Annotated in this window: 7 protein-coding genes; 6 read left to right on the top strand and 1 reads right to left on the bottom strand. The window is 72.8% G+C overall.

From position 1 onward, the window contains the following. Window positions 1–44: 44 nt before the first annotated feature. Genes ACLQ3B_RS24565 through ACLQ3B_RS24540 form a run of 6 tightly spaced genes read left to right on the top strand, consistent with a single transcriptional unit; the run spans window position 45 to window position 21,784 of the window. Entirely contained in the window at window positions 45–8,081 is an 8,037-nt protein-coding gene (locus ACLQ3B_RS24565; protein WP_425783056.1) for a type I polyketide synthase, read from the top strand. A gap of 1 nt (window position 8,082) precedes the next feature. Further along, window positions 8,083–14,814, top strand: coding sequence for a thioester reductase domain-containing protein (locus ACLQ3B_RS24560; protein WP_425783055.1), 6,732 nt, complete (start codon window positions 8,083–8,085; stop codon window positions 14,812–14,814). Further along, a complete protein-coding gene (locus ACLQ3B_RS24555; protein ID WP_425783054.1) occupies window positions 14,811–16,550 on the top strand; it encodes an NAD(P)/FAD-dependent oxidoreductase in 1,740 nt (579 codons plus the stop codon). Before ACLQ3B_RS24560 ends, ACLQ3B_RS24555 begins: the two co-directional genes overlap by 4 nt. A gap of 23 nt (window positions 16,551–16,573) precedes the next feature. Then, the gene (locus ACLQ3B_RS24550; RefSeq protein WP_425783053.1) at window positions 16,574–18,334 is read left to right on the top strand and encodes an NAD(P)/FAD-dependent oxidoreductase; all 1,761 of its coding nucleotides are present in this window, start codon (window positions 16,574–16,576) and stop codon (window positions 18,332–18,334) included. 22 nt (window positions 18,335–18,356) lie between these two features. Beyond that, complete coding sequence (locus tag ACLQ3B_RS24545; protein WP_425783052.1) at window positions 18,357–20,024, top strand: NAD(P)/FAD-dependent oxidoreductase; 1,668 nt, start codon at window positions 18,357–18,359, stop codon at window positions 20,022–20,024. Window positions 20,025–20,032: 8 nt separating this feature from the next. Continuing rightward, on the top strand, window positions 20,033–21,784 hold the full coding sequence (locus ACLQ3B_RS24540) for an NAD(P)/FAD-dependent oxidoreductase (RefSeq protein WP_425783051.1): 1,752 nt from the start codon (window positions 20,033–20,035) through the stop codon (window positions 21,782–21,784). Here ACLQ3B_RS24540 and ACLQ3B_RS24535 read toward each other — a convergent pair. Then, entirely contained in the window at window positions 21,762–22,352 is a 591-nt protein-coding gene (locus ACLQ3B_RS24535) for a TetR family transcriptional regulator (protein WP_425783050.1), read from the bottom strand. The genes ACLQ3B_RS24540 and ACLQ3B_RS24535 overlap by 23 nt on opposite strands. Window positions 22,353–22,421 lie beyond the last annotated feature (69 nt).

Genomic DNA, 22,421 nt, shown 5'->3' with positions numbered 1-22,421 from the left:
CGTTGCAGTTCGCCAGACGGATGAGCGTGGGGGGTGCCGTGGGGATGCGCCGCGACCGTCGCTCGGCCTCCCGGGCAGGCGGGACCGACATCGCCGTGGTGGGCGTCGGTTGCCGGTTCCCCGGCGACGTGGACGACCTCGACTCGCTCTGGCGCGTTCTGGAGGAGGGCCGGGACGTCACAGGTCCGGTCCCGGCCGGGCGGCCCGGCGCCGCTTCGCTCGACACGGTCGGCGTCGGCGGTTTCCTACCCGACATCGACAGGTTCGACGCCGAGTTCTTCGGCGTCTCGCCACACGAGGCCCGCGAGATGGACCCCCAACAGCGCCTCCTCCTGACGCTCGCCTGGCGGGCCATGGAACACAGCGGCGTGCCTCTCGCGACCTGGTCCGGCAGCAACACCGGGGTCTACTTCGGCATTCTGGCGATGGACTACGCGGTCCTGCACGCCCGCACCCTCGGCGTCGACCAGGTTGGCGCGCACTACGCCAGCGGCAAGGAGTTCAGCTTCGGCTCCGGGCGGGTGTCGTACACGTTCGGCCTGAACGGGCCCTGCATGACCCTGACCGCCGCCTGCGCGTCCTCGCTGCTGGCGGTGCACCTCGCCGCCCGCGCCCTGGCCGCCGGCGACTGTGACACCGCGCTGGCCGGCGGGGTGAACCTGATGGTCGGCCCGGAGCTCACCCTCTACATGCGACGCATTCAGGCGCTGTCGCCGCAGGGGCTCTGTCGACCATTCGACGCAGCCGCCGACGGGGTGGTGCGCGGTGAGGGCGGCGCCATCGTCGTCCTCAAGCGGTACGCGGACGCGGTCGCCGACGGCGACCAGATCTGGGGTGTGATCAAGGGAAGCGCGACGAACCACGACGGCCGCAGCGCCGGCCTGACCGCGCCCAACGCCGTCGCCCAGGAGCAGTTGCTGCGCAACGCCCTGCGCGATGCCGGCGTGGCGCCCGCGGAGGTCGACTACGTCGAGGCCCACAGCACCGGCACACCGCTGGGCGACCCGATCGAGCTCAGCGCGCTGGCGGCGGTCTTCGGCCCGGAGCGTCCACCGGAGCGCCCGCTGCTGATCGGCTCACACAAGGCCAACTTCGGCCACCTCGACTCCGCCGCCGGCATCCTCGGGCTACTCAAGGGCCTTCTGGTCGCGCGCACCGGCATGGTGCCGCCGCAGATCAAGCTGGCCCAGCAGACGCCCCGGTTCGGCTGGTCCGGCTCCGGTCTGGCCGTCCCCACCACCCGCACGGCGCTGCCCGACGCCCCCCAACGCCTGACCGGCGTCAGCGCGTTCGGCCTGTCCGGCAGCAACGTCCACGTCGTGCTCGCCGCGCCCGCCCAGGACCGCCCGGCACCGGCGCCGGCACCCGTCCGGTGGCCTGTCCTGGTGCTGTCCGGTCCCACCGAATCGGCCCTGACGGACCAGGTCGCGCGACACGCGGAGCTGCTCGACGACCCTTCGGTGGCCGAGCCCGACCAGCTCGGCGACCTGTTGTTCAGCACCGGCGCCCGGCGCAGCCACCACACGCACCGGCTCGCGGTGACCGGCGCGACGGCAGCCGACCTGCGCGCCACGTTGGCCCGGCACCAGGACGGCGAGGCATCCCCCGAGACGGTCGCCGGGGAGCTGCTCCACGACGGGCCGGCGCACGTGGTGCACGTGTTCTCCGGCCAAGGCTCGCAATACCCGGGCATGGGGCTCGACCTCTACCGAGCCGACCCGACCATGCGCGCCACGCTCGACGAGTGCGACGCACTGATGCGGCGGATCGCCAGGTGGTCGCTCCTGGAGGAGCTGGGCCGCCGCACCGGCAGCCGGCTGTCCGACACCCGGTTCGCCCAGCCGGCCATCTTCGCGCTCCAGGTCGGGCTCTCCCGGCTCTGGTCGCGGTGGGGTGTCCGGCCGGATTCGGTCGTCGGTCACAGCATGGGCGAGGTCGCCGCGGCCTGCGTCGCCGGCGCGCTGCCGCTGGAGGACGCGCTACGGGTCATCGTGCTGCGTGGTGAGCTGCTGCAACAGGCCGCCGGCACCGGGCGGATGGCCGCCATCGCGCTGTCCGCCGACGAGGTCACCGCAGCCACCGAACGGTACGCCGGCGAGGTCGTGATCGCCGCTGTCAACGGGCCGCGCTCGGTCGTGGTCGCCGGTCCGGCGGCCGCCCTGGACCGGCTGCTCGCCGAGCTGACCGCCGCCGGGGTGCACTGCGCGCCGCTGGCCGGTGACTACGCGTTCCACAGCCCGGCGGTTGCGGCGTACGGCGACGAGCTGGAGCGCCAGCTCGACGGGTTGACACCGGCCAAGCCGCAGGTGCCGATGCTGTCCAGTGTGGATCCGGTCGCCGGCGCACCCAAGCCCGACCCGGCCTACTGGGGCCGCAACGTACGCGAACCCGTGCTGTTCTGGCCGGCGGTCGACCGGCTGCTGGCCCGGCGACCGGCGGTCTTCCTGGAGCTGGGCCCGCACCCGGTGCTGACCGGGCCACTGAGCGCCGCACTCGTGGTCCGCTCCCGTCCGGGCGCGGCGATCGGCACTCTGGCCCGGGGCCGGCCGCCGGTGCAGAGCATGACACGCGCCCTCGCTGAGGCGTACTCGGCCGGTGTCGCTGTGGACTGGGCGGCTGTGCACGGCGAGGGCCGGCGGTACGTGCCGCTGCCACCGGTGCGGCTGGCCGGCGAGAAGTACTGGCTGCCGAGCCCGCCGACCCAGAACGTGGCATCCGTCGCCCAGGCGTCATCGGATGCGGCGCGGGTGGACTCCCCGGGGCCGGCCGACCCCGGGCCCGGCGCCCGTGGGCTCGCCAACCTGACGCTCGGCGAACTGCGGGCCGAGGTGCGCCTCATCGCGCCGGACGGCACCGTCGTCCAGACGCTGGCCGGGGTCGGTGCGCCGGCGACCGCCACGGGCAACGGCGGTGGCAACGGTGGCCGGAACAGCAGCGCCGCCGGCGATGGGCACGGCGCCGCCGCGGCGGCCAACCACACGGGAGCGACAAGCGGTGACGCTGGTGGCGTTGTCGGCAACGGCGGCCGTGCCGCCACCAACGGGGCCCGCCCTCGCGTTGGCGTGCCGTCGGAGCGCGAGCGGCTCGCCGTCCTGGTCAACGACGCGGCCGCGGAGGCCCTGGGGTACGAGCCCGGCCGGCGTCTGGCGCGCGGGCGTGGGTTCTTCGAGCTGGGCATGGATTCGCTCGCCCTGGTCGCTCTCGTCAGCCGGCTCGAACGCGAGCTGGGGGCGGTCCTCGGCGCCGCCGTCGGCATCGAGCACCCGACCATCGACGCCCTCACCGACCATCTCCTCGCGGAGGCGCTCCCGGCTGCGCCACCGCTCCCGGCCTTGCCACCGCTCCAGCCTGAGTCGTCGCGTCAGCCTGGATCACCGCTTCAGCCGGAAGCGCCGCCGACCCGTAATGCGGTCGTCGCGCCGGCACTTGCCGCGCGCGCCACGTCGGGGACGCCTGGCCCGGTCGCGTCCGTCGCACGCGGGCCGGCTGAGCCGGTGGCCATCGTGGGCATCGGCTGCCGACTGCCGCAGGCCGACGGCCCCGAGCAGTTCTGGCGGCTGCTGTCCGACGGCGTCGACGCCACCGGCGACGTGCCGGCGGACCGATGGGATGCCGGGGCGCTGCTCGGCGCCGGGCCCGGGGCGCCCGGCACGGTGGTCACCCGTCGCGGCGGCTTCCTGGACCGGATCGACCTGTTCGACAACGCGTTCTTCCGAATCTCGGCCCGCGAGGCCCGCGCCATGGACCCGCAGCAGCGCCTCTTCCTGGAGGTGGCGTGGGAGGCACTCGAAGACGCGGGGATCACGCTGGAGCACCGGCGCGCCGCCCGCGTCGGCGTGTTCGTCGGCATGAACACCACCGACTACCAGCAACTGCTCACCCGACGCGCCCGGGACGTCGACCTCTACTACGGCACGGGCAACTCCTTCAGTGGCACTGCCGGCCGGCTGTCGTACTTCCTGGACGTGCGCGGCCCGAGCCTGGCGATCGACACGGCGTGCTCGTCCTCGCTGGTAGCGGTGCATCTGGCCGTGCAGAGCCTGCGCGCGGGGGAGGCCGATGTCGCGCTCGCCGGCGGGGTCAACGTGATTGTCGGTCCCACCGTCCACCTGGCCATGTCGGCCGCGGGTGCGCTGTCGCCCGACGGTCGCTGCAAGACCTTTGACGCCGGCGCCGACGGCTACGGGCGCGGTGAGGGCGCCGGCGTGGTGGTGCTCAAGACGCTCGCGCGGGCGGAGCGCGACGGCGACCGGATCTACGCGGTGATCCGCGGCAGCGCGGTCAACCACAACGGCGCCAGCGGCGGCCTGACAGTGCCGGGCGGCGAGGCACAGGAGGAGCTGATCCGGTCGGCGCTTGCCGTGGGCGGCGTCGCCGCGTCGGACGTGGACTACCTGGAGGCGCACGGCACCGGCACGGTGCTCGGCGACGCCGTGGAGGTGCGCGCGATCGCCCGCGCGCTCGGCGGCGGACGCCAGCCGGACCGGCCGCTGCTGGTCGGGTCCGTGAAGACGAACATCGGCCACCTGGAGGCGGCCGCCGGCATCGCCGGGCTGATCAAGACCGCGTTGGCGCTGCGGCACGGTGAGCTGCCCGCACACCTGCACGTCTCCCAGCCCACGAGCCAGGTGGACTGGGCGCGGCTGCCGGTCCGGATCACCACGTCGACGACGCCGTGGCCGGCCACCGGCGGGCGATCCCGGGTCGCCGGAGTGAGCGCGTTCGGGTTCACCGGGACCAACGCCCACGTGGTGCTCAGCGGGCCATCGGCGTCGTCGACGGCGAACGGTGCCGGGCGTCCGACGCCGGATGCCACGCCGACGTCGAGAGCCGGCGCGATCATCTCCGGCCGGGCCCACCTACTGGTGCTGTCGGCCGCCGGAGACGGCGCCCTGGCCGCCGCGCGGGACGGCTTCGCCCGGGTGCTGTCCGCGCCGGCCGACGCCGACATCGGCGACATCTGCTACGCCGCGGCGGCCCGCCGCGCTCACCTGGAGCACCGGCTGGCGGTGGTCGGCCACGGTGCCGCCGAGCTCGCCGCCGGGCTGTCCGGCGGCCCCAGCGCGCACCAGGGCGTGGCCCCGGGCGACGCCGCGCGCCTGATGATCGTGTACGGCGACCGGGTGGCCGTGGACTGGCGTGCCCTGGAGCGGGACGAGCCGGCCTTCCGGGACGCGTTGGACGCGCTCGACGACAACGGCGGCGTGGTGCGCGCGGCGCTGGCCGCCAACGGCGCGGAGCGGGGCGAGCCCGCCGCCGTGTTGGCGATCCAGCTCGCTCTCACCGCCGTCTGGACGGCGTACGGGCTGCGGCCCGACGCGGTTGCCGGCCGTGGGGTCGGTGAGTTGGCGGCGGCGTGCGCGGCTGGCGTGCTGGACCAGGCGCAGGCGATCCGAGCGACACTCGACGGCGCGACGGTCACCGTGGCGTCGCCCGTGGACGGGCCGGCGGCGCCCGTGCTGTGGCTGGCCTCGGTGGGCGGGCCGGTGGCCGGTTCGTACCCGCTGACGGCGCGGACACCGGCGTCCGATGGGGATGCGCTGTCCGCGTCACTCGCGGCGGCGGGGGAGTACGAGCTGCTCGCGGTCGCCGATGGGCCGGACGCTACGGCCGTCGCCGAAGGGCGGCAGCCGGGCCTCGCGGCCGTCCGGGTGGACCTGCGCCGCCCCGAGGGATTCCTGGACGTCATCGCCGGGCTGCACGTGCGCGGGGTCGGCATCCACTGGGAGACGCTGTTCGGTCGCCGCCCGTACCGGGCGGTGCTGCCGCGCTACCCGTGGCAGCGTCGCCGGCACTGGGCCGACGCGCCGGACCAGGCGATGCCGTCGACACCCGCCGGGACACCGTCGGCCGTGGTGCGGAGCGCATCAGCGACCACCGCATCAGCGACCACTGCCCCGACTGCCCCGACCGCCCCGACCGCCCCGACCGCTGCGGTTGCCCGCGCTGTCTCGGCGCCCGCTGTCACTGCCGTCGCACGCGAGGCTGTCGAGGTGACCTCCGGTGGCCCCGTCGGCGCGGCCCTGCCCGACGACGTCCGGGACCGCTGTGCGGCGCGGATGTTCACCGTCCGGTGGTGCCGCGTCTCGCCGCCCGAGGCGGACCCGGCCGGGAGGTGGCTCGTCGTCCCACTCACGGGCGCGTCCGTCGAGGCGGGTCGCCGGGTGGCCGACGGTCTGCGGCTCGGCGGTGCCGAGGTGACGGTGGCCGACGGTCTGCGGCTCGGCGTTGCCGAGGTGACGATGGCGAACGGTCTGCGGCTCGGCGCTGCCGAGGTGACGGTGGCCGGCGCGCCGTGGGACGAGGTTCCGCCGGACCACGGGATCGTGCTGGTCGCGGCAGCGGTGCCCGGCAGCGTGCCGGGCGACGTCCTGGCCGCGCGTGTGTTGCGGGCGGCCCGTCAGCTGCGCAGCGGGCTGGACGTGGCGCCCGGGCGGCTGCGCGTCGTCACCGCCGGCGCGCACCAGCCGACCGGCTCCGACGAGGTCGACCCGGCACAGGCGGCGGTGTGGGCCGCCGGGCGGGTGCTCGCGATGGAGGCGGCGCCCGGGTGGGGTGGTCTGGTCGACATCGACCCGCACGCGCTCGGCACCAACCCCCGGCGAGCGGGTGGCGAGCCGGACCAGACCAACGCCGAGCCGGACCACACGGACGCCGAGCCCGGCTGGGCCGCCGCCGACGCGGTCGAACTGGCCGGGGCCCTGACGGCGCCGCGCGCGCCCGGCACCGAGCCGGCCGAGGACGAGCTGTGCCTGCGCGACGGAACCTGGTACGCCCCCCGGCTGTCCCCGGCGGACCCGCTGCCCGCCGCGCTGCCCGAGGTCGACTGCGACCCGGACGCCTGGTATCTGGTGACCGACGCGCTGCACCCCGCCAGCCGGCCGTTCGTCGACGTTCTCGTGCGCCGTGGCCTGCGCCGGCTGATCATCGGAGACACCGCGCCGCCCGAAACGGTGCCAACCGACGCCGTGCCCTCCCACGACGCCCGGCTCGGTGAGCTGGCGGCGGCCGGCGTGGCGGTACGACGAATCGACCTCACGGCGGCAGGCCACACAGCGGCAGAGCCCACGGCGGCCGACCTCACGGCCGAACTGACGCCTGACGCGTTGGGCGCCCCACTCGGCGGCGTTCTGCTGATCGGCTCGCCCGTGCCGGCGGCCCCACTCGACACCGTCGACGAGGCTGCGGTGTCGGCGGCCATGCGCTGGGCTGACCTCGTACACCGGCTGGACCTGGCGACCCGCGAACTCGCGCCGCGGCTGTTCTGCGTGACCGGGGCGGCGGCCGCGATCTGGGGGGCCACCGGAATGGCCGCGAGAGCCGCGGCCGAGGGCGCGGTCGACGCGGTGACCGCCGCCCGGGAGCGGGCTGGCCAGCCCGTCCAGGTGGTCCGGTTCATGCCCGGCGACGACCCCGCCCAGCTGTCCCGCCGGGACCGGATGGTGATGGTCGACAGCGGCCTGCGGCCGCTGGCCGGGGCGGACGTCGGCGAGGCCTTCGAGGTAGCTCTCCGGGCGGGCCTGACCCAGGTCACGGTCGCGGATGTCGACGGTCCGCGGTACGCGCGGGTGTGCCGAGAGCGGGCCAACCGCGCGTTCCTGGCCGAGGTCGGCACCGGGTCGCCGGTGACCGGCGGCCGAGCGGAGGAGGCCGCGCCGCCGATCGCGCCGCTGGCCGCCGTCGTGCTGGCGCTGCCGGTGGAGCAGCGGGCCGAGCACCTGTTGGAGACGGTGCTCGACGCGGTGGCCGAGGTGCTGGGCGAGACGTCCGGGGTGGATGTCCTGGCCAACCAGGGCTTCTTCGATCTCGGCATGGATTCGGTGATGTCGCTGAGCCTGCGCGGATGGCTCGAGCGTGCGCTGGGGGTCGCCCTGCCGGCGACGCTGACCTTCGAGTTCCCCAACGCGGCGGCGCTCACCGATCACCTGCTGACGCTGCTCGACCCGACGGCCGCTCCGGCCGGTGGCCCGCCGACCACCACGGCTCCGGGCGTGCTCGACGGGGCCGACGACGACCTGGCGGCGATGCCCGAGGACGAGCTGATCGCGCGGTTGTCGGCCGCGATAGCGGAGGGAGGCTGAGATGTCGACGCAGACTTCGCGTACCCCGGACAGCCGACGGCTGATGGTCGAGGCGTTGCGCACCATCGAGGACCTGCGCGGCCGTCTGGCCAACAGCCGTGACGCGTGGCTGGACGAGCCGATCGCCATCATCGGGATGGCCTGCCGGTTTCCCGGCGGCGTGCAGTCGCCGGAGGAGTTCTGGACGCTGCTGCGCAACGGGGTGGACACCACCTCGGAGTTCCCGCCGGAGCGCGCCGACGCCCAGGCCTACCACCACCCGGATCCGGAGGAGCCGGGTAAGGCGTACACGATTCGGGGCGCCTTCCTCGACCAGGTCGACCGGTTCGAGCCGGAGGCGTTCGGCATCTCCCCGCGCGAGGCGCTGGGCATGGACCCGCAGCACCGCATCGCGCTGGAGATCTGTTGGGAAGGGTTGGAGCGGGCCGGTTACGCCCCCGACCGGCTCGACGGCTCGCGCACCGGCGTCTACTTCGGGCTGAGCACGACCGACTACGTACGCGGTCGGCAGGCCGTCGGCGACATCAACGACGTGGATTTCTACCAGCTCACCGGCGAGCCCAGCTTCCTGGCCGGCCGCATCTCGTACCTGCTCGGGTTGCGGGGGCCGAGCAAGGTCGTCGACACCTCCTGCTCGTCGTCGCTGGTCGCCCTGCACGAGGCCTGCCAGGCGCTGCGGCTGCGGGAGTGCGATCTGGCGCTGGCTGGTGGAGTGAACCTGCTGCTGTCGCCGTACGGCTTCGTGATGATGAGCAAGTTCCGCGGTCTGTCCGCCGACGGGCGGTGCAAGACCTTCGACGCGTCGGCCGACGGGTACGCCCGTGGGGAGGGTGCCGGCGTCGTGGTGCTCAAGCGGTTGTCCGCGGCGCAGGCGGACAACGACCCGATCGTCGCCGTCATCCGCGGCTCGGCGATCAACCACGACGGTCGCTCCAGCGGCCTCACCGTGCCGAACCCCGTCGCGCAGCAGGACGTCATCGGCGCGGCCCTGGCCCAGGCCGGCGTCGGGCCGGACGGCGTGGACTACGTCGAGGCGCACGGAACGGGAACCTCCCTCGGCGACCCCATCGAGCTGCGCTCGCTGGAAGCCGTCATCGGCCGGCACCGTCGGTCGGAGGATCCGCTGCTGGTGGGCTCGGTCAAGACGAACATCGGGCACCTGGAGCCGGCCGCCGGCATCGCCGGCCTGTTCAAGGTCGTCCTGGCGATGTCGCACGGGGAGATCCCACCGCACCTGCACCTGACCCAGCCGAACCCGAACCTGGACTGGTCGGCCCTGCACGTGCGGGTGCCCGTGGCGTGCACGCCGTGGCCGGAGCGGGGTCACCCGCGTACCGGCGGAGTGAGCAGTTTCGGGGCCAGCGGAACAAACGCGCACGTCGTGGTCGCCGCCCCGCCGGTCGGCGACGACCGCGCCGGCTCGCACCTGTCGCACGGGCTGTTCCTGGCCTCCGCACGTACCGAGGAGGCACTGCGCGAGCTGGCCGACCGGCACGCGCGGTGGCTGCGTGGTCCCCACGCGCCGTCCCTCGGCGACGCCTGCTACACGACGCACGTCGGCCGGGCGGTGCAGGCCCACGGTCTCGCGGCCACCGCGGCGGACACCGAGGAACTGGCGGACGTGCTGTCGGCGTACGCCCAGGGACGCCACCCGCGCGGGCTGACCGTCGCCGCGCTGCCCCGCCGCCGTGAGCGCAAGGTCGCCTGGTTGTTCACCGGCCAGGGTGCGCAGTACCCGGGCATGGCCCGCGGGTTGCTCGGGAACGCCGCCTTCCGCAGCGCGTTCGAGGAAGCCGCCGCACTCTTCGATCCCGAGTTGCCGCGCCCGGTGGCGGACGTGCTGTGGGCCGACGGCCCGACGCCGCTCGACGACACCCGGTACACGCAGCCGGCGCTGTTCGCGGTGGAGTACGCGTTGGCCCAGATGTGGCTCTCCTGGGGTCTGCGACCGTCCGCGGTGGCCGGGCACAGCGTCGGTGAGCTGGTCGCCGCCTGCGTCGCCGGCGTGCTGGACCTGCCCGCCGCCGCGACGCTTGTGGCCGCGCGGTCGCGACTGATGGCCGAGCTGCCGCCGGGCGGCGCGATGGCCGCCGCGAGCTGCGCGGAGGACATCGCCGTCGCGGCGATCGACGGGTACGCGGACACGGTCGCCGTCGCCGCGGTCAACGGGCCGGCCGACGTCACCATCTCGGGGACCACAGCACACGTGGACGCCGTCCTGGAACGGCTGGCCGCCGACGGCGTACGCACCCGACGGTTGGCCGTGTCGCACGCGTTCCACTCGCCGCTGATCCGGCCCATGTTGGAGCCGTTCCGGGCGGTGCTGACCGGGCTGTCCTTCCGGCCGCCGCGCATCCCGCTGGCGTCAAACGTCACCGGCCGGCTGTGGGGCGACGACGAGGTCGGCCCGGACTACTGGCTGCGGCACGCGGCCGGCGCGGTCCGCTTTCGCGAGGGGGTGCGCGCGTTGTACGACGCGGGCGTCCGCACCTTCGTGGAGCTCGGGCCCGCCCCGGTGCTGACGACGCTGGCCACGCGCTCCCTCGCCGGCGAGGCGGACTGCGCGTTCGTGCCGACCCTGCGGCGGGGCGGTGCCGACCTGCGGGACGTGCTCGGCGCGGTCGGCGCGGTCAGCCTGCGGGGCTCCCGGCCGGACTGGCGGGCCTTCCACGCGGGCGAGGACGTGCGCGCGGTACCGCTGCCGACGACGCCGTGGCGCGGCGCGCACTACTGGTTCCGCGAGGTCGGGCGGGCGGCCGCGCCGGTGTCCGCGGTGGCGCCGGACGTCGGCGAGGAGACCGGGGCCGCCGTCGTGAGCGGCGAGGTCCCGGGCGTCGGCCGCCGCCTGTCGGGGCCGGTGCCAGCGTACGAGGTGACACCCGAGGCACTGCCCGGCGAGCCGCCCAGTCTGGGCGCGGTGCTGGACCTGGCCGCCCGCGCCGCCGCGGACTGCCTGGGTGGCGTGTGGCGGTGTGCCGAGGGTCTGACCGGCCACGCCTCCGTCCCGACCGGCGACCGGGGTCAGTTGCGGCTCACCGTCACGGCGCGGGACGACGGCTCGGCCGGCTGGGAGCTGACCGGGGCCACGGCCGCACGGGAGGCGCTGGCCGCCCCGTGGATCCGCCACGCCAGCGGGTTGCTGCGCCGCCGGTGGCCGGCGGATCGTCAGTACCGCGACGCCGACGCGACGACCGTGGCGTCCATGACTGAGGTTTCCGTGCCGGAGGGCGCGGGCTGGCACGAGGTGCTCGAGGCCGCCCGCGTCGCGCTGACGGCGACGGGCGCGGTGCGGTCGCCGGACCCGGCAGTCGGGTCGACGGTGGCCGGCTGCGGCGCGCTTGGCGGAGCGCGCGTCGGTGGCACCGCGGTCGGCGGCGGCGCCGTGCCACCGGACGGCGTACGGGCCGTGCGAGTCCGCGCCGGGTCCGTGCGGGTGGTCGACGACGCGGTGACCGGCTCCGTCGACCTGCTCGACGGATCGGGCGTCGAGATCGGATCCGCGCAGGACGTGACAGTGGCGCCGGTGCCGCCCGCGACGACCTGGGAGGATCCGGCCGACCTGCTCTACGAGCAGACCTGGGTGCCACTGACCGGGCCGTCCCCGCAGCCCCCGGCCGACCTGGCCGGACGGAGCTACCTGCTGGTGGCCGATCCGGCGGGCCAGGATGCCGCGCTGACGACCCGGCTGACCGCGCTGCTGCGGCAGCGGGGCGCGGTGGTGACCGTGGCGGCGCCACCGGTGGTGGGGGAGGGGCCGGACTGCCGGCCCGACTCCGACGGCGTGCGGGACCTGGTGACCGCCTGGTCCACCGGCCCAGGCCGGCCCTGGCTCGCGGTGGTCCTGACCGGGCTCGACACACCGGCGTCCGCGCACTGCGACGCCTGGAGCCTGGAGGAGTACGCCGGGCGCGCGGACCTGCTGACCCTTGCCCTCCTGCGCGAGCTGCTCGACAAGCCGGAGTGTGCGGACGCCCGGCTCACAGTGGTCACCCGTGCGGCGATGCGAGTGCCGACGACACCGGTCACCGACACCGCCGACCGGGTCGCTGGCAGCTCGGACGCCACCGCTCCGGTCGCCGGCACGCTGTGGGGCCTGGGCCGGGTGCTGGCACTGGAACACCCCGACCGGTGGGGCGGGGCGATCGACCTCGACCCGGACCGCCCGCCCGGTGAGGAGCACCAACTGCTCGCCGCGCTGACCACGGGCGGGTTGACCACGGGCGGGCCGTCCGGCGGAGAGGACGGCTACGAGGATCAGCAGGCGCTGCGCGCGGACAGCCGGTACGCGCTGCGCCTGGTGCCCGCACCGCTGCCGCCCGAGGCGCTGCGCCGTCGGCCGCCGGTCCACGGCGACGCCACGTACCTGATCACCGGGGCCTTCGGTGGGATCGGCCTGACCGTCGCGGAGTGGCTGGCCCGCGCCGGTGCCGGCCGTCTGGTGCTGCTCGCCCGCACACCGCTGCCGGAGCGGGACGGCTGGGCCGGCGCGACCGGAGAGGCGGCGCGGCGGGTGTCCGCGGTACGGCGACTGGAGCAACTGGGCGCAGCGGTCGACGTGGTCGCCGCCGACGTCGTCGACGAGGCGGCGATGACCGCCGTGTTCGCCGCGTTGGATGCCGATCCTCTGCCGCTGCGTGGGGTCGTCCACGCCGCCGGGGTGTCCGAGCCCGAGTTCGCCCGCGAGGCCACCGGCGCCGCGTACCGGCGGGTGTGGCGGCCCAAGGTGATCGGCGGTTGGCTGCTGCACCGGCTCACCCGCAGCGCGGAGCTGGACTTCTTCGTCGGTTTCTCGTCGATCGCCGCGACCTGGGGTTCGCAGCACCTGGCCAGCTATGCGGCCGGCAACGCGTTCCTGGACGCGCTGGCCGGGCACCGCCACGCGGCCGGCCTGCCGGCGCTGTCCGTCGCGTGGGGCCCATGGGACCTGCCCTCCGCGCTGTTCGGCGACGAGGTCATGGCGTTCCTGCGGGCCACCGGGCTGCGGCCGCTGCCGGCCGAACAGAGCATTCGGCTGCTCGGTGCGCTCGCGGCTGGTGACGCCCCGCAGCGGGTGGTGTGCGCGGTGGACTGGTCGGTGTTCAAGCCGGTCATGCAGGCCCGTACGGAGCGGCCGATGCTGCGCGGGATCACCGTCGACGAGCCGGCGACCGACGATTCCGCGGCGACGCCCCTGTTGGCCGGCCTGCGCTCCGAGCGCGACCCGCGCCGGGCGCGCGCGACGCTCGGCTCGTACGCCGTCGAGCTGGCGACGGACGTCCTGGGCGCCGGAGCGGGCGCCCTCGACGAGGAGAGCGACGTGCTGGCCAGCGGCATGGACTCGCTGATGGTGATGGACGCGGTCCGGCGCTGCCGGCGCGACCTGGGCCTCACCGTGCGGGCCGGTGACCTGCTCACGCTGGCCACCCCGGCGCAGTGGGCCGACCTGTTCGCCGGGCTGTTGGCCGACCGGCTCGGTGACCCGGCCGCCGACGCCGTCGGCGAGCCCGCCGACGATCAGGCCGGCGACGACCCGGCGGGTGACCAGGCAAGCGACCCGGCGTGGATCGCGGGCGACGTCACCCTCGCGCCGGATGTCCGGGTGATCGGCGAGGCGCCGGCCCGGGTACGCGACCCCCGGCACGTCCTGCTGACCGGCGCCACCGGCTTCGTCGGCGGCTATCTGCTGCACACCCTGCTCGAGTCGACCACGGCCCACGTGTCGTGTCTGGTCCGGTGCGCCGACGAGGCGGTCGGGCTGCGGCGGGTGCTGGACAACATGGAGCGCTACCTTCCCCGGCCAACCGGGGCAGTCGACCGGATCACCGTGCTGCCCGGCGACCTGGGGCAGCCCAGACTGGGCCTGCCCGCGGACCGCTACGACGAACTCGCCGAGCGGCTGGACGGGATCTACCACTGCGGCGCCCGGGTGCACTTCGGCTACAGCTACCACCAGCTCCGGCCGGACAACATCGCGGGCACGGCGGAGATTCTGCGGCTGGCCGCGCGCGGCCGTCCGACCGCTGTGCACCACGTCTCGACGTACGGCATCTGGGGCCTTCCGGCCCCCGGTCGAGATGTCGTCGGTGAGGACGACGACATCGCCACGGCCGGCCGGCTGGTGACCGGCTACGTGCAGACCAAGTGGGCGGCCGAGCGGCTGGTCGAGTTGGCCCGCGCACGGGGAGTCCCGGTCGACATCTACCGGCCCGGCCGGGTCCTCGGCGACTCCCGTACCGGCGCCAGCCTGACCACCCACTTCACGACCCGGGTGATGAAGGGCTGCGTGCAGCTGGGGATGGCTCCGGACATCGACATCAAGGTGGAGATGACGCCTGTCGACTACGTGGCGAGCGCACTTGTGCACATCTCCCGGCACGGCCCGGCGCTCGGAGGCACGTACCACCTGGTGAGCCCGCACAAGCTGCTGTTCGCGGACGTGGTGCGCGCGTTGCGCCGGCACGGCTTCGGGGTCGAGGTCGTGCCGGTGGAGGAGTGGTGGCAGGCGCTCAAGGCGTCGTACGCCGTCGGCACGAACGAGTTGCACCCCGTCATGCCGGTGGTGGAGGAGTTCGTGGTCGGTGGCGAGGAGGCCGTCCACTACGCCGTCGACAACACCGAGGAACAGCTGCGTGGCACCGACGTCCGATGCCCGCCGTTGGACGACGACCTGCTCGACACCTACCTGCGCTGGATGGTGCGGACCGGCTACCTGCCCGCGCCCAGAGCGGCCGATAAAGGAGCTCGAACGACATGACTGATCATCCGCGGAGCACGCCGGATTACGACGTGGCGATCATCGGGTCCGGCCTGTCCGGCACGATGCTTGCCGCGTGCCTGGCCCGCAACGGTGCGAAGGTGCTGATCGTCGACGGCGCCACCCATCCCCGTTTCGCCATCGGAGAGTCGACCATTCCGGCCACGTCGATGATGATGCGGCTGGTCAGCGAACGGTACGGCGTTCCCGAGATCAAGTGGCTGTCCACCTTCGAGGGCGTCCAGTCGAAGATCAACACGACGTCGGGGGTCAAGCGCAACTTCGGGTTCGTCTACCACCGGCCCGGGGAACGCCAGGATCCGCGCGAGACGCACATGTTCCCGATCCCGAAGGTCACCCACACCGAGAGTCACTTCTACCGCCAGGACATCGACAACTGGATGCTCACGGTCGCGGCGAAGTACGGCACCACGGTCCGCCAGCAGGTGCGGATCACCGGTGTGGAGGTGGATGACGACGGGGTGACGCTCGCGCACACCGGCGGGCACTTCCGGGCCAAGTTCGTGGTGGACGCCAGCGGCTTCCGCTCGGTCCTGGCCGAGCAGTTCGGCCTGCGCGAGGAGCCGTCCCGGTTCCGACACCAGTCGCGGTCGCTGTTCACCCACATGGTCGGTATCCGGCCCTACGACGAGATCGCCCCCAAGTCCCGCTACGGGCATCCCAGTCCATGGCACGACGGCACGCTGCACCACCTGTTCCCCGGCGGCTGGATGTGGGTCATCCCGTTCGACAACCACCTACGGGGCACCAACGACCTGTGCAGTGTCGGCCTGCAGCTCGACCCGCGGGTGCACCCGGTGCCGGACTGCTCCCCGGAGGAGGAGTTCCGTCGCTTCATCGCGCGGTTCCCGGACATCGCCCCGCAGTTCGCCGAGGCTCGGGCGGTGCGCGACTGGACCCGCACCGGCCGGCTGCAGTATTCGTCGCGGCAGACGGTCGGCTACCGGTGGTGCCTCACCTCGCACGCGGCCGGCTTCCTGGACCCCCTGTTCTCCCGCGGGTTGTCGAACTCCCTGGAGACGATGCACGCGTTGGTGCACCGCCTGCTGTCCGCGATCGCCGACGACGACTTCTCGGTCGAGCGGTTCGAGTACATGCAGGAGTTCGAGCAGGGTCTGCTGGACTTCAACGACGACCTGGTCGCCAACGCCTACACGTCGTTCGGCGACTGGCGGCTGTGGGACGCCTGGTTCCGCATCTGGTCGCTCGGGCAGTTCATCGCCACCTTCGAGGTGAACCGGGCGTACGCCAAGTTCCTCGACACCCGCGACCCGGCGGTGCTGGCCCCGCTGGAGCGGCCGTGGTGGCGGGGGCGGGTCATCCCACAGGACTCGCCGTACGGGGCGGTGATGGAACTGCTGCAGCAGGTCAACGACATGACCCGCGCCGTGCAGGAGGGCCGGGCGGAGTCCGGGGCGACCGCGGCGGAGCTGCTCCGGCTGCTGCGCGAGGCGGACTTCGTGCCACCCGCGTGGGGGCTGGCAGACCCGAACAACCAGTGGACCGACGCCAGCTTCCTCGAAATCGGTCGGACCCTGCGCTGGGCTCGCAAGAAGGCGCCGAAAGCCGTCGGCGACCTCACCTACGACGGCCTCACCCTGTTCATGAAGAAGCGCTTCTCGCCCGGCGAGTTCGCCGTCGGCGAGGAACTCAAGCACCTTCTCGCCCGCTGGCCCGTGATCGGTAAGCGGCTACGCGTTCCGGCGCCGAAGTGAACCCGACGGATAAGGAGCCCATGATGGAAGGTGCAGCCGCGCACAACGGGTCGTTCGACGTGGTGGTGATCGGCTCCGGGCTGGCCGGCTCCACCCTGGCGGCGTGCCTGGCCCGCAACGGCGCGCGCACGCTCGTGCTCGACGCCGGCACGCACCCGCGATTCGCCGTCGGCGAGTCGACCATCCCGTACACCTCCATGGCGATGCGCCTGATCAGCGAGCGGTACGGGGTGCCGGAGATCAAGTACCTGAGCACCTTCGAGTCGGTGTACGCGCACATCAATACCACCGGCGGGGTGAAGAGGAACTTCGGCTTCGTCTATCAGCGCCCGGGCGAGCAGCAGCGGCCCGAAGAATCCAACATGTTCCAGATTCCGAAGATCCTCAACACCGAGAACCACTTCTTCCGGCAGGACATCGACAACTTCATGCTCACCGTCGCGGCGAAGCACGGTGCCGTGATCCGGCAGCAGGTGCGCGTCGCGAACGTTGAGGTCGACGACGACGGTGTGACGCTCGACGTTGGCCCCGGCGCGCCGGTTCGGGCCCGCTACGTGGTGGACGCCAGCGGTTTCCGCTCGGCGCTGGCCGAGCAGTTCGACCTGCGGGAGGAGCCGACCCGGCTGGAACACCACTCGCGGTCGCTGTTCACCCACATGGTCGGCGTGCGGCCGTACGACGACTTCGCCCCGCGAAGCGAGTACGGCAACCCGACCCGGTGGCACGAGGGCACGCTGCACCACATCTTCGAGGGCGGTTGGATGTGGGTGATCCCGTTCGACAACCACCCGCGGTCCACGAACGACCTGTGCAGCGTCGGTGTGCAGTTCGACCCGCGGACGCACCCGGTGCCGGACTGCTCGCCGGAGGAGGAGTTCCGCAGGTTCCTCGAGCGGTTCCCGGGCATCGCCCAGCAGTTCACGAACGCCACACCGGTGCGCGAGTGGGTGCGCACGGGCCGCCTGCAGTACTCGCCGACGAAGACGGTCGGCTATCGCTGGTGTCTGATGTCGCACGCCGCGGGTTTTGTCGACGCGCTGTTCTCGCGCGGCCTGTCCAACACCATGGAGATCATCAACGCGCTGACCCAGCGGCTGCTCGACGCGTTGAAGGACGACGACTTCGCCGTCGAGCGATTCGAGTACGTGCAGGAGCTCGAGCAGGGCCAACTCGACTTCAACGACGATCTGGTCAACAACGCGTACATCGCGTTCCGGGACTGGGATCTGTGGGACGCCTGGTTCCGGGTCTGGGCGCTGACCCAGATCCTCTCGACGTTCGAGATCAGCAGGGGCTACTCGCTCTACTCCAAGACCCGCGACCCGGCGGTGTTGCGGCGGATGGAACGGCCCTGGTGGCGGGTGGACCTGCGCGAGTTCGACAGGTCCAAGGTCGACGACCCGGACCACGCCGCGGTGCTCGAGTTCCTGGCCGACGTCAGCCGGATGATGCGCGCCGTCGACGCGGGGCAGGCCCAGCCCAAGGACGTCGCCAACCAGATCCGCGACCGGCTCGCACGCGCGCCGTTCGTGCCGCCGGCGTTCGGCCTGGCCGACCCGTCCGTCCGGATCACCGGTGCCTCCGCCGCGAAGGTGCTCGGCACCCTGCGCTGGGCAAAGCGGGACGCGCCGCCGGCGATCGGCGAACTCACCTACGAGGGCCTGACCCTCTTCATGCGCAAGCGCTTCGCCCGGGGCGAGTTCGAGCCGGTCGAGGAGATCAAGCAGAAGCTCGCCGGCTGGCCGGTGCTCGGCTCCCGGCTGCGCGTTCCCGAGCCGAAGTAAACCGAGAAAATTGGAGTGCACGGTGAGTGAATTGATCGAGGCCGAGAAGGTCACGTATGACGTCGCGATTCTCGGAGCGGGATTCGCCGGCTCGATGCTCGGGGCGATCCTGGCGCGCAACGGCGCGAAGGTGTTGCTGGTCGACGCCAAGGCGCACCCGAAGTTCGCCATCGGGGAGTCCACCATCCCCAACATGCTTGTGTCGTTGCGCACCATGTCCGAGCGCTACAAGGTGCCGGAGTTGATGACCCTGGCGACGCTTACCGCCTGCCAGAAGATCATCTCGCCCTGGCACGGCAAGAAGGACCACTTCGCCTTCCTGAACCACCAGGAGGGCAAGCAGCAGGATCCGAAGCAGGTCACCATGTTCAACTTCCCGAGCCTGCTGCACGAGACGCCACACATGTACCGGCAGGACACCGACGCGTACCTGTTCCACGCGGCGATCAAGTACGGCTGCACGGCGCGGGTGAACTTCACGATCGCCGACGTCGACTTCGACGACTCCGGTGTGACGGTCAGCTCCACCCGGGGCGAGCAGTTCCGCAGCCGGTACGTGGTGGACGCCAGCGGTTACCGCTCGCCGCTGGCCGAGAAGTTCGCCCTGCGTGAGGACCCGTGCCGCTACAAGCACCACTCGCGCGCCATCTGGAACCACATGATCGACCTCAAGACCACCGACGAGGTGTTCAAGCGCACCGGCGCGGACAAGCCACCGGTGCCGTTCTACGAGGGCACCGTCCACCACCTGTTCCCGCGGGGCTGGTCGTGGGTGATCGCGTTCAACAACCACAAGGACTCCAAGAACCCGCTGTGCAGCGTCGGCCTGACGATGGACCCGCGCATGTACCCGAAGACGCCCGGCATGTCGCCGGAGGAGGACTTCTGGAAGCACATGCAGCGGTTCCCGGGCATGGCCGCGCAGTTCGAGGGCGCACGGCCGATGCGGGAGTGGGTGGGCACCGACCGGGTGCAGTACTCGTCCAAGACCACAGTCGGTGACCGGTGGGTGCTGCTGGCCCACGCCGCGGCGTTCATCGACCCGCTGTTCTCCCGCGGCCTGTCCAACACCTGCGAAGCGGTAAACGTGCTGGCCTGGCGGATCCTGCGGGCGGTCGGCGACGACGACTTCTCAGCCGACCGGTTCGAAGGAGTGAACACCCGCCAGCAGGCGCTGTTCGACGGCAACGACAAGTTGGTAAACGCCGCGTACGCCTCGTTCGAAAACTACGGGCTGTGGACGGCTGTCTTCCGGATCTGGGCGTGGGGCTCGAACGCCGGCACGTTCCGGGCCCACGAGGCGTACCGCCGCTGGCGCTCCACCGGCGACGAGCGGCATCTGAACGAGCTGGAGGAAGTGAAGAACCCCGGCCTGCACTGGTCCGACCACGAGGGCTACGGCGAGCTGTTCGAGGACATGGTCAAGCAGTGCGGTGACTTCGAGGCCGGGACGATCACCGGCGACCAGGCCGCGGACGCCCTCTACGACCACCTCAACCGCGCGCCCTTCGTGCCGGACCACTGGGGCTGGAAGGACCGCAACCTGCGGTTCATCAACCCGACCCCAGTCAAGATCGCCCGAACCATGCTCTGGGCGGCGACCAAGGCGCCGCCGGACGTGCGACGGCTGATGCTCGGCTTCCTCCGCGAGGCCGGCAAGGAGCAGCTGCTGGGCCGGAAGATCTTCTAGGAGACCGAATGACTACCACCGAACCCGGTGCCGCGGTGTCGTACGACGTCGTGATCCTGGGCAACCATCTGGCGACCGGCCTGCTCGCCACGGTGCTGGCCAGACAGGACCTGCGGGTCCTGCTCGTCGGCTCGCCCGACGACACGGTGCTGCCGTCGGGCGACAGCACCGTGCCGTACACGACGGCCGTGCTGCACCTGCTGGCCGAGCGGTTCGACGTGCCGGAGATCGCCTCCTTCGCCCACTTCGAGGACCTACCGGAGCGGGTACGCAGGAACAGCGGGATCAAGAAGAGCCTCGCGTTCCTGCACCACACCGCGGACCGCGAGCATGATCCGGCGCACGCCGTGCAGTTCCACGTGCCGGGGGAGCACAGCGAGTGGCACCTCTACCGGCCGGTCGTCGACGAGTACGCCCGGGAGTTGGCCGTCAGCTACGGCGCGTCGGTCCTGCCGGACCGGGCGTCCGCCACCGAGGTTCGGCTGGCGTCCGACGCCGTGCACCTGACCTTCGGCGGCGGGCAGACGGCGACCGCGCGGTTCGTGGTGGACGCGTGCGGAGCGGACTCACCCCTGCGGGCGGTGACCGCCGACGGGGATCCGGGCGCGCTGACGTTGCGCTCCCGGATGATGCACGGCTACCTGCGCGACGTCCGGACGTTCGAGGAGTGCAGCCGGCTCAGCGATTACCACCGGGCGACCGCGTGGTCGCGGGGGACCGTGCATCATCTCTTCGACGGCGGCTGGATCCAGGTGGTGGACTTCCGCAACCACGACGACGCGGTCAACGACCTGTGCAGCGTGACAGTGGGGCTGGACCCCGACCGGTTCGACCTGCCGGAAGGACCGGAGGAGGCGTTCCGGGCGCTGGTCGCGCGGTTCCCGAGCCTGGCGGAACAGTTCGCGTCCGCCACGGTGCAGGGTGACTGGACCAGCTCGCCCAGTTGGCAGCGTCGGGCGGCGGCGACCCACGGGCCGCGCTGGTTCGCGATGGAGCGGTCGGCATGCCGCACGGACGAGTTCCTGTCCCGCGACGTGACGATGACGGCGGAGGTGGTCCACGCGCTCGGTGCGGCGCTGCCGCGCGCGGTGCGCGACGAGCAGGCGGCGGGCGCGGCGTTGGCCGAGGTGGCGGCTTTCCAGGACGCCCTGATCGAGTTCAACGACCAGATGCTGGCCGCGGCGCGTACCGCCTGCGGCAGCTTCGCGCTGTGGAACGCGTACAGCCGGGTCTGGCTGCTCTGGCAGATCCTGGCCCATCTGTCGCTGAAGCGGGCGACCAACGATGCCGTCGCGACCGGGACGTGGGACCCGGTCGAGCGGTTCGCCGACGGGGGGCTGTGGTTCCGCACCCCGGACGGCCTGCGCCAGATGTTGGACTGGTTCTTCGGGGTGTTCGCCCGGGTACGCGACGGTGGGCTGGGGCAGACCGAGGCGGCTGCCATGATCTTCCGGGAACTGCGCCGGGCGCGGTTCGTGCCGCCGCTGTACCGCTTCGGTGACCCGGACGCGCGGTATTACCACTTCACCAAGGCCCGTCGCCTGCTGATGGTGGCGTGGGTCATGACGGTGGCGCCCGCGGACTTCAAGCGGCTGCTGACCAAGGACAACGTGACCGGGCGGCGGGATGACGCGCCGGTGCCGACCCCCGCTCGGGGGCCGGTCTCGGCCGGCGACGGGCGGGTGGAAACCCACGATGACGGGCGCGCGGACGGCTCGGCCGCCGACGCGCCCGGCATCACTCAGCCAGGTCGGCGGTGAGGTAGTGCTGAATCGTGCGACCCATCAGCCGGGCCAGATCGTCGCGGTCGTGCCGGGACAACTCGGTGCCGTCGATCAGGTAGCGGCACAGGGCCAGGCCGATCACCTGGGAGGCGGCGAGCGCGGCCCGCAGTTCGTGCCGGTCGGGGCTGACGCCCTCGGCCAACGTGCCGAAGAACGTCCGTACGAACTCGTCGCGCATGAGCCCCGCGATCTCGTCGCTGGTCAGCGAGGCGGACAGCCGGGCCCGGTACGTGATCGTGGTGCGAGGGCTGTCCCAATGGGTGAGCAGGGCGGTCGCGGTGGCCCGGCCCAACCGGCGGCGGCTGCCGCTGAGCAGATGCGCGGCCAGCTCCACGGGGTTGCCCTCGACCTGCACCGCCTGGCGCAGGAGCTGCTCCTTGGAGCCGTAGTAGTGCCGCACGAGCCGCGGGTCGACGCCGACGCGCCGGGCGACACTGCGGATGCTCACCCCGGTCAGGCCGCATTCGGAGATCTCCCGCCGGGTGACGTCGAGGATCGCCTGCCGGATGCCGGTCCCACCGTCGAAGCCCTGTTGCGTCGTCAAGGAAACCTCTTACGAGTTCTCGTGCACCCGCGCGCACAGCCCGATGAAGTGCCTAAGTCTAGACCTTTG

This window comes from Micromonospora sp. DT53 (assembly GCF_049841535.1).
GTDB lineage: Bacteria > Actinomycetota > Actinomycetes > Mycobacteriales > Micromonosporaceae > Micromonospora.
Note: the sequence above shows the minus strand (reverse complement) of the source record. Positions and strands in the feature narration are given on the sequence as shown.

Excerpts from the sequence above, each read along its gene's own strand:
- ACLQ3B_RS24565 (WP_425783056.1), top strand. The coding sequence starts at position 45 with ATGCGCCGCGACCGTCGCTCGGCCTCCCGGGCAGGCGGGACCGACATC.
- ACLQ3B_RS24560 (WP_425783055.1), top strand. The coding sequence starts at position 8,083 with ATGTCGACGCAGACTTCGCGTACCCCGGACAGCCGACGGCTGATGGTC.
- ACLQ3B_RS24555 (WP_425783054.1), top strand. The coding sequence starts at position 14,811 with ATGACTGATCATCCGCGGAGCACGCCGGATTACGACGTGGCGATCATC.
- ACLQ3B_RS24550 (WP_425783053.1), top strand. The coding sequence starts at position 16,574 with ATGGAAGGTGCAGCCGCGCACAACGGGTCGTTCGACGTGGTGGTGATC.
- ACLQ3B_RS24540 (WP_425783051.1), top strand. The coding sequence starts at position 20,033 with ATGACTACCACCGAACCCGGTGCCGCGGTGTCGTACGACGTCGTGATC.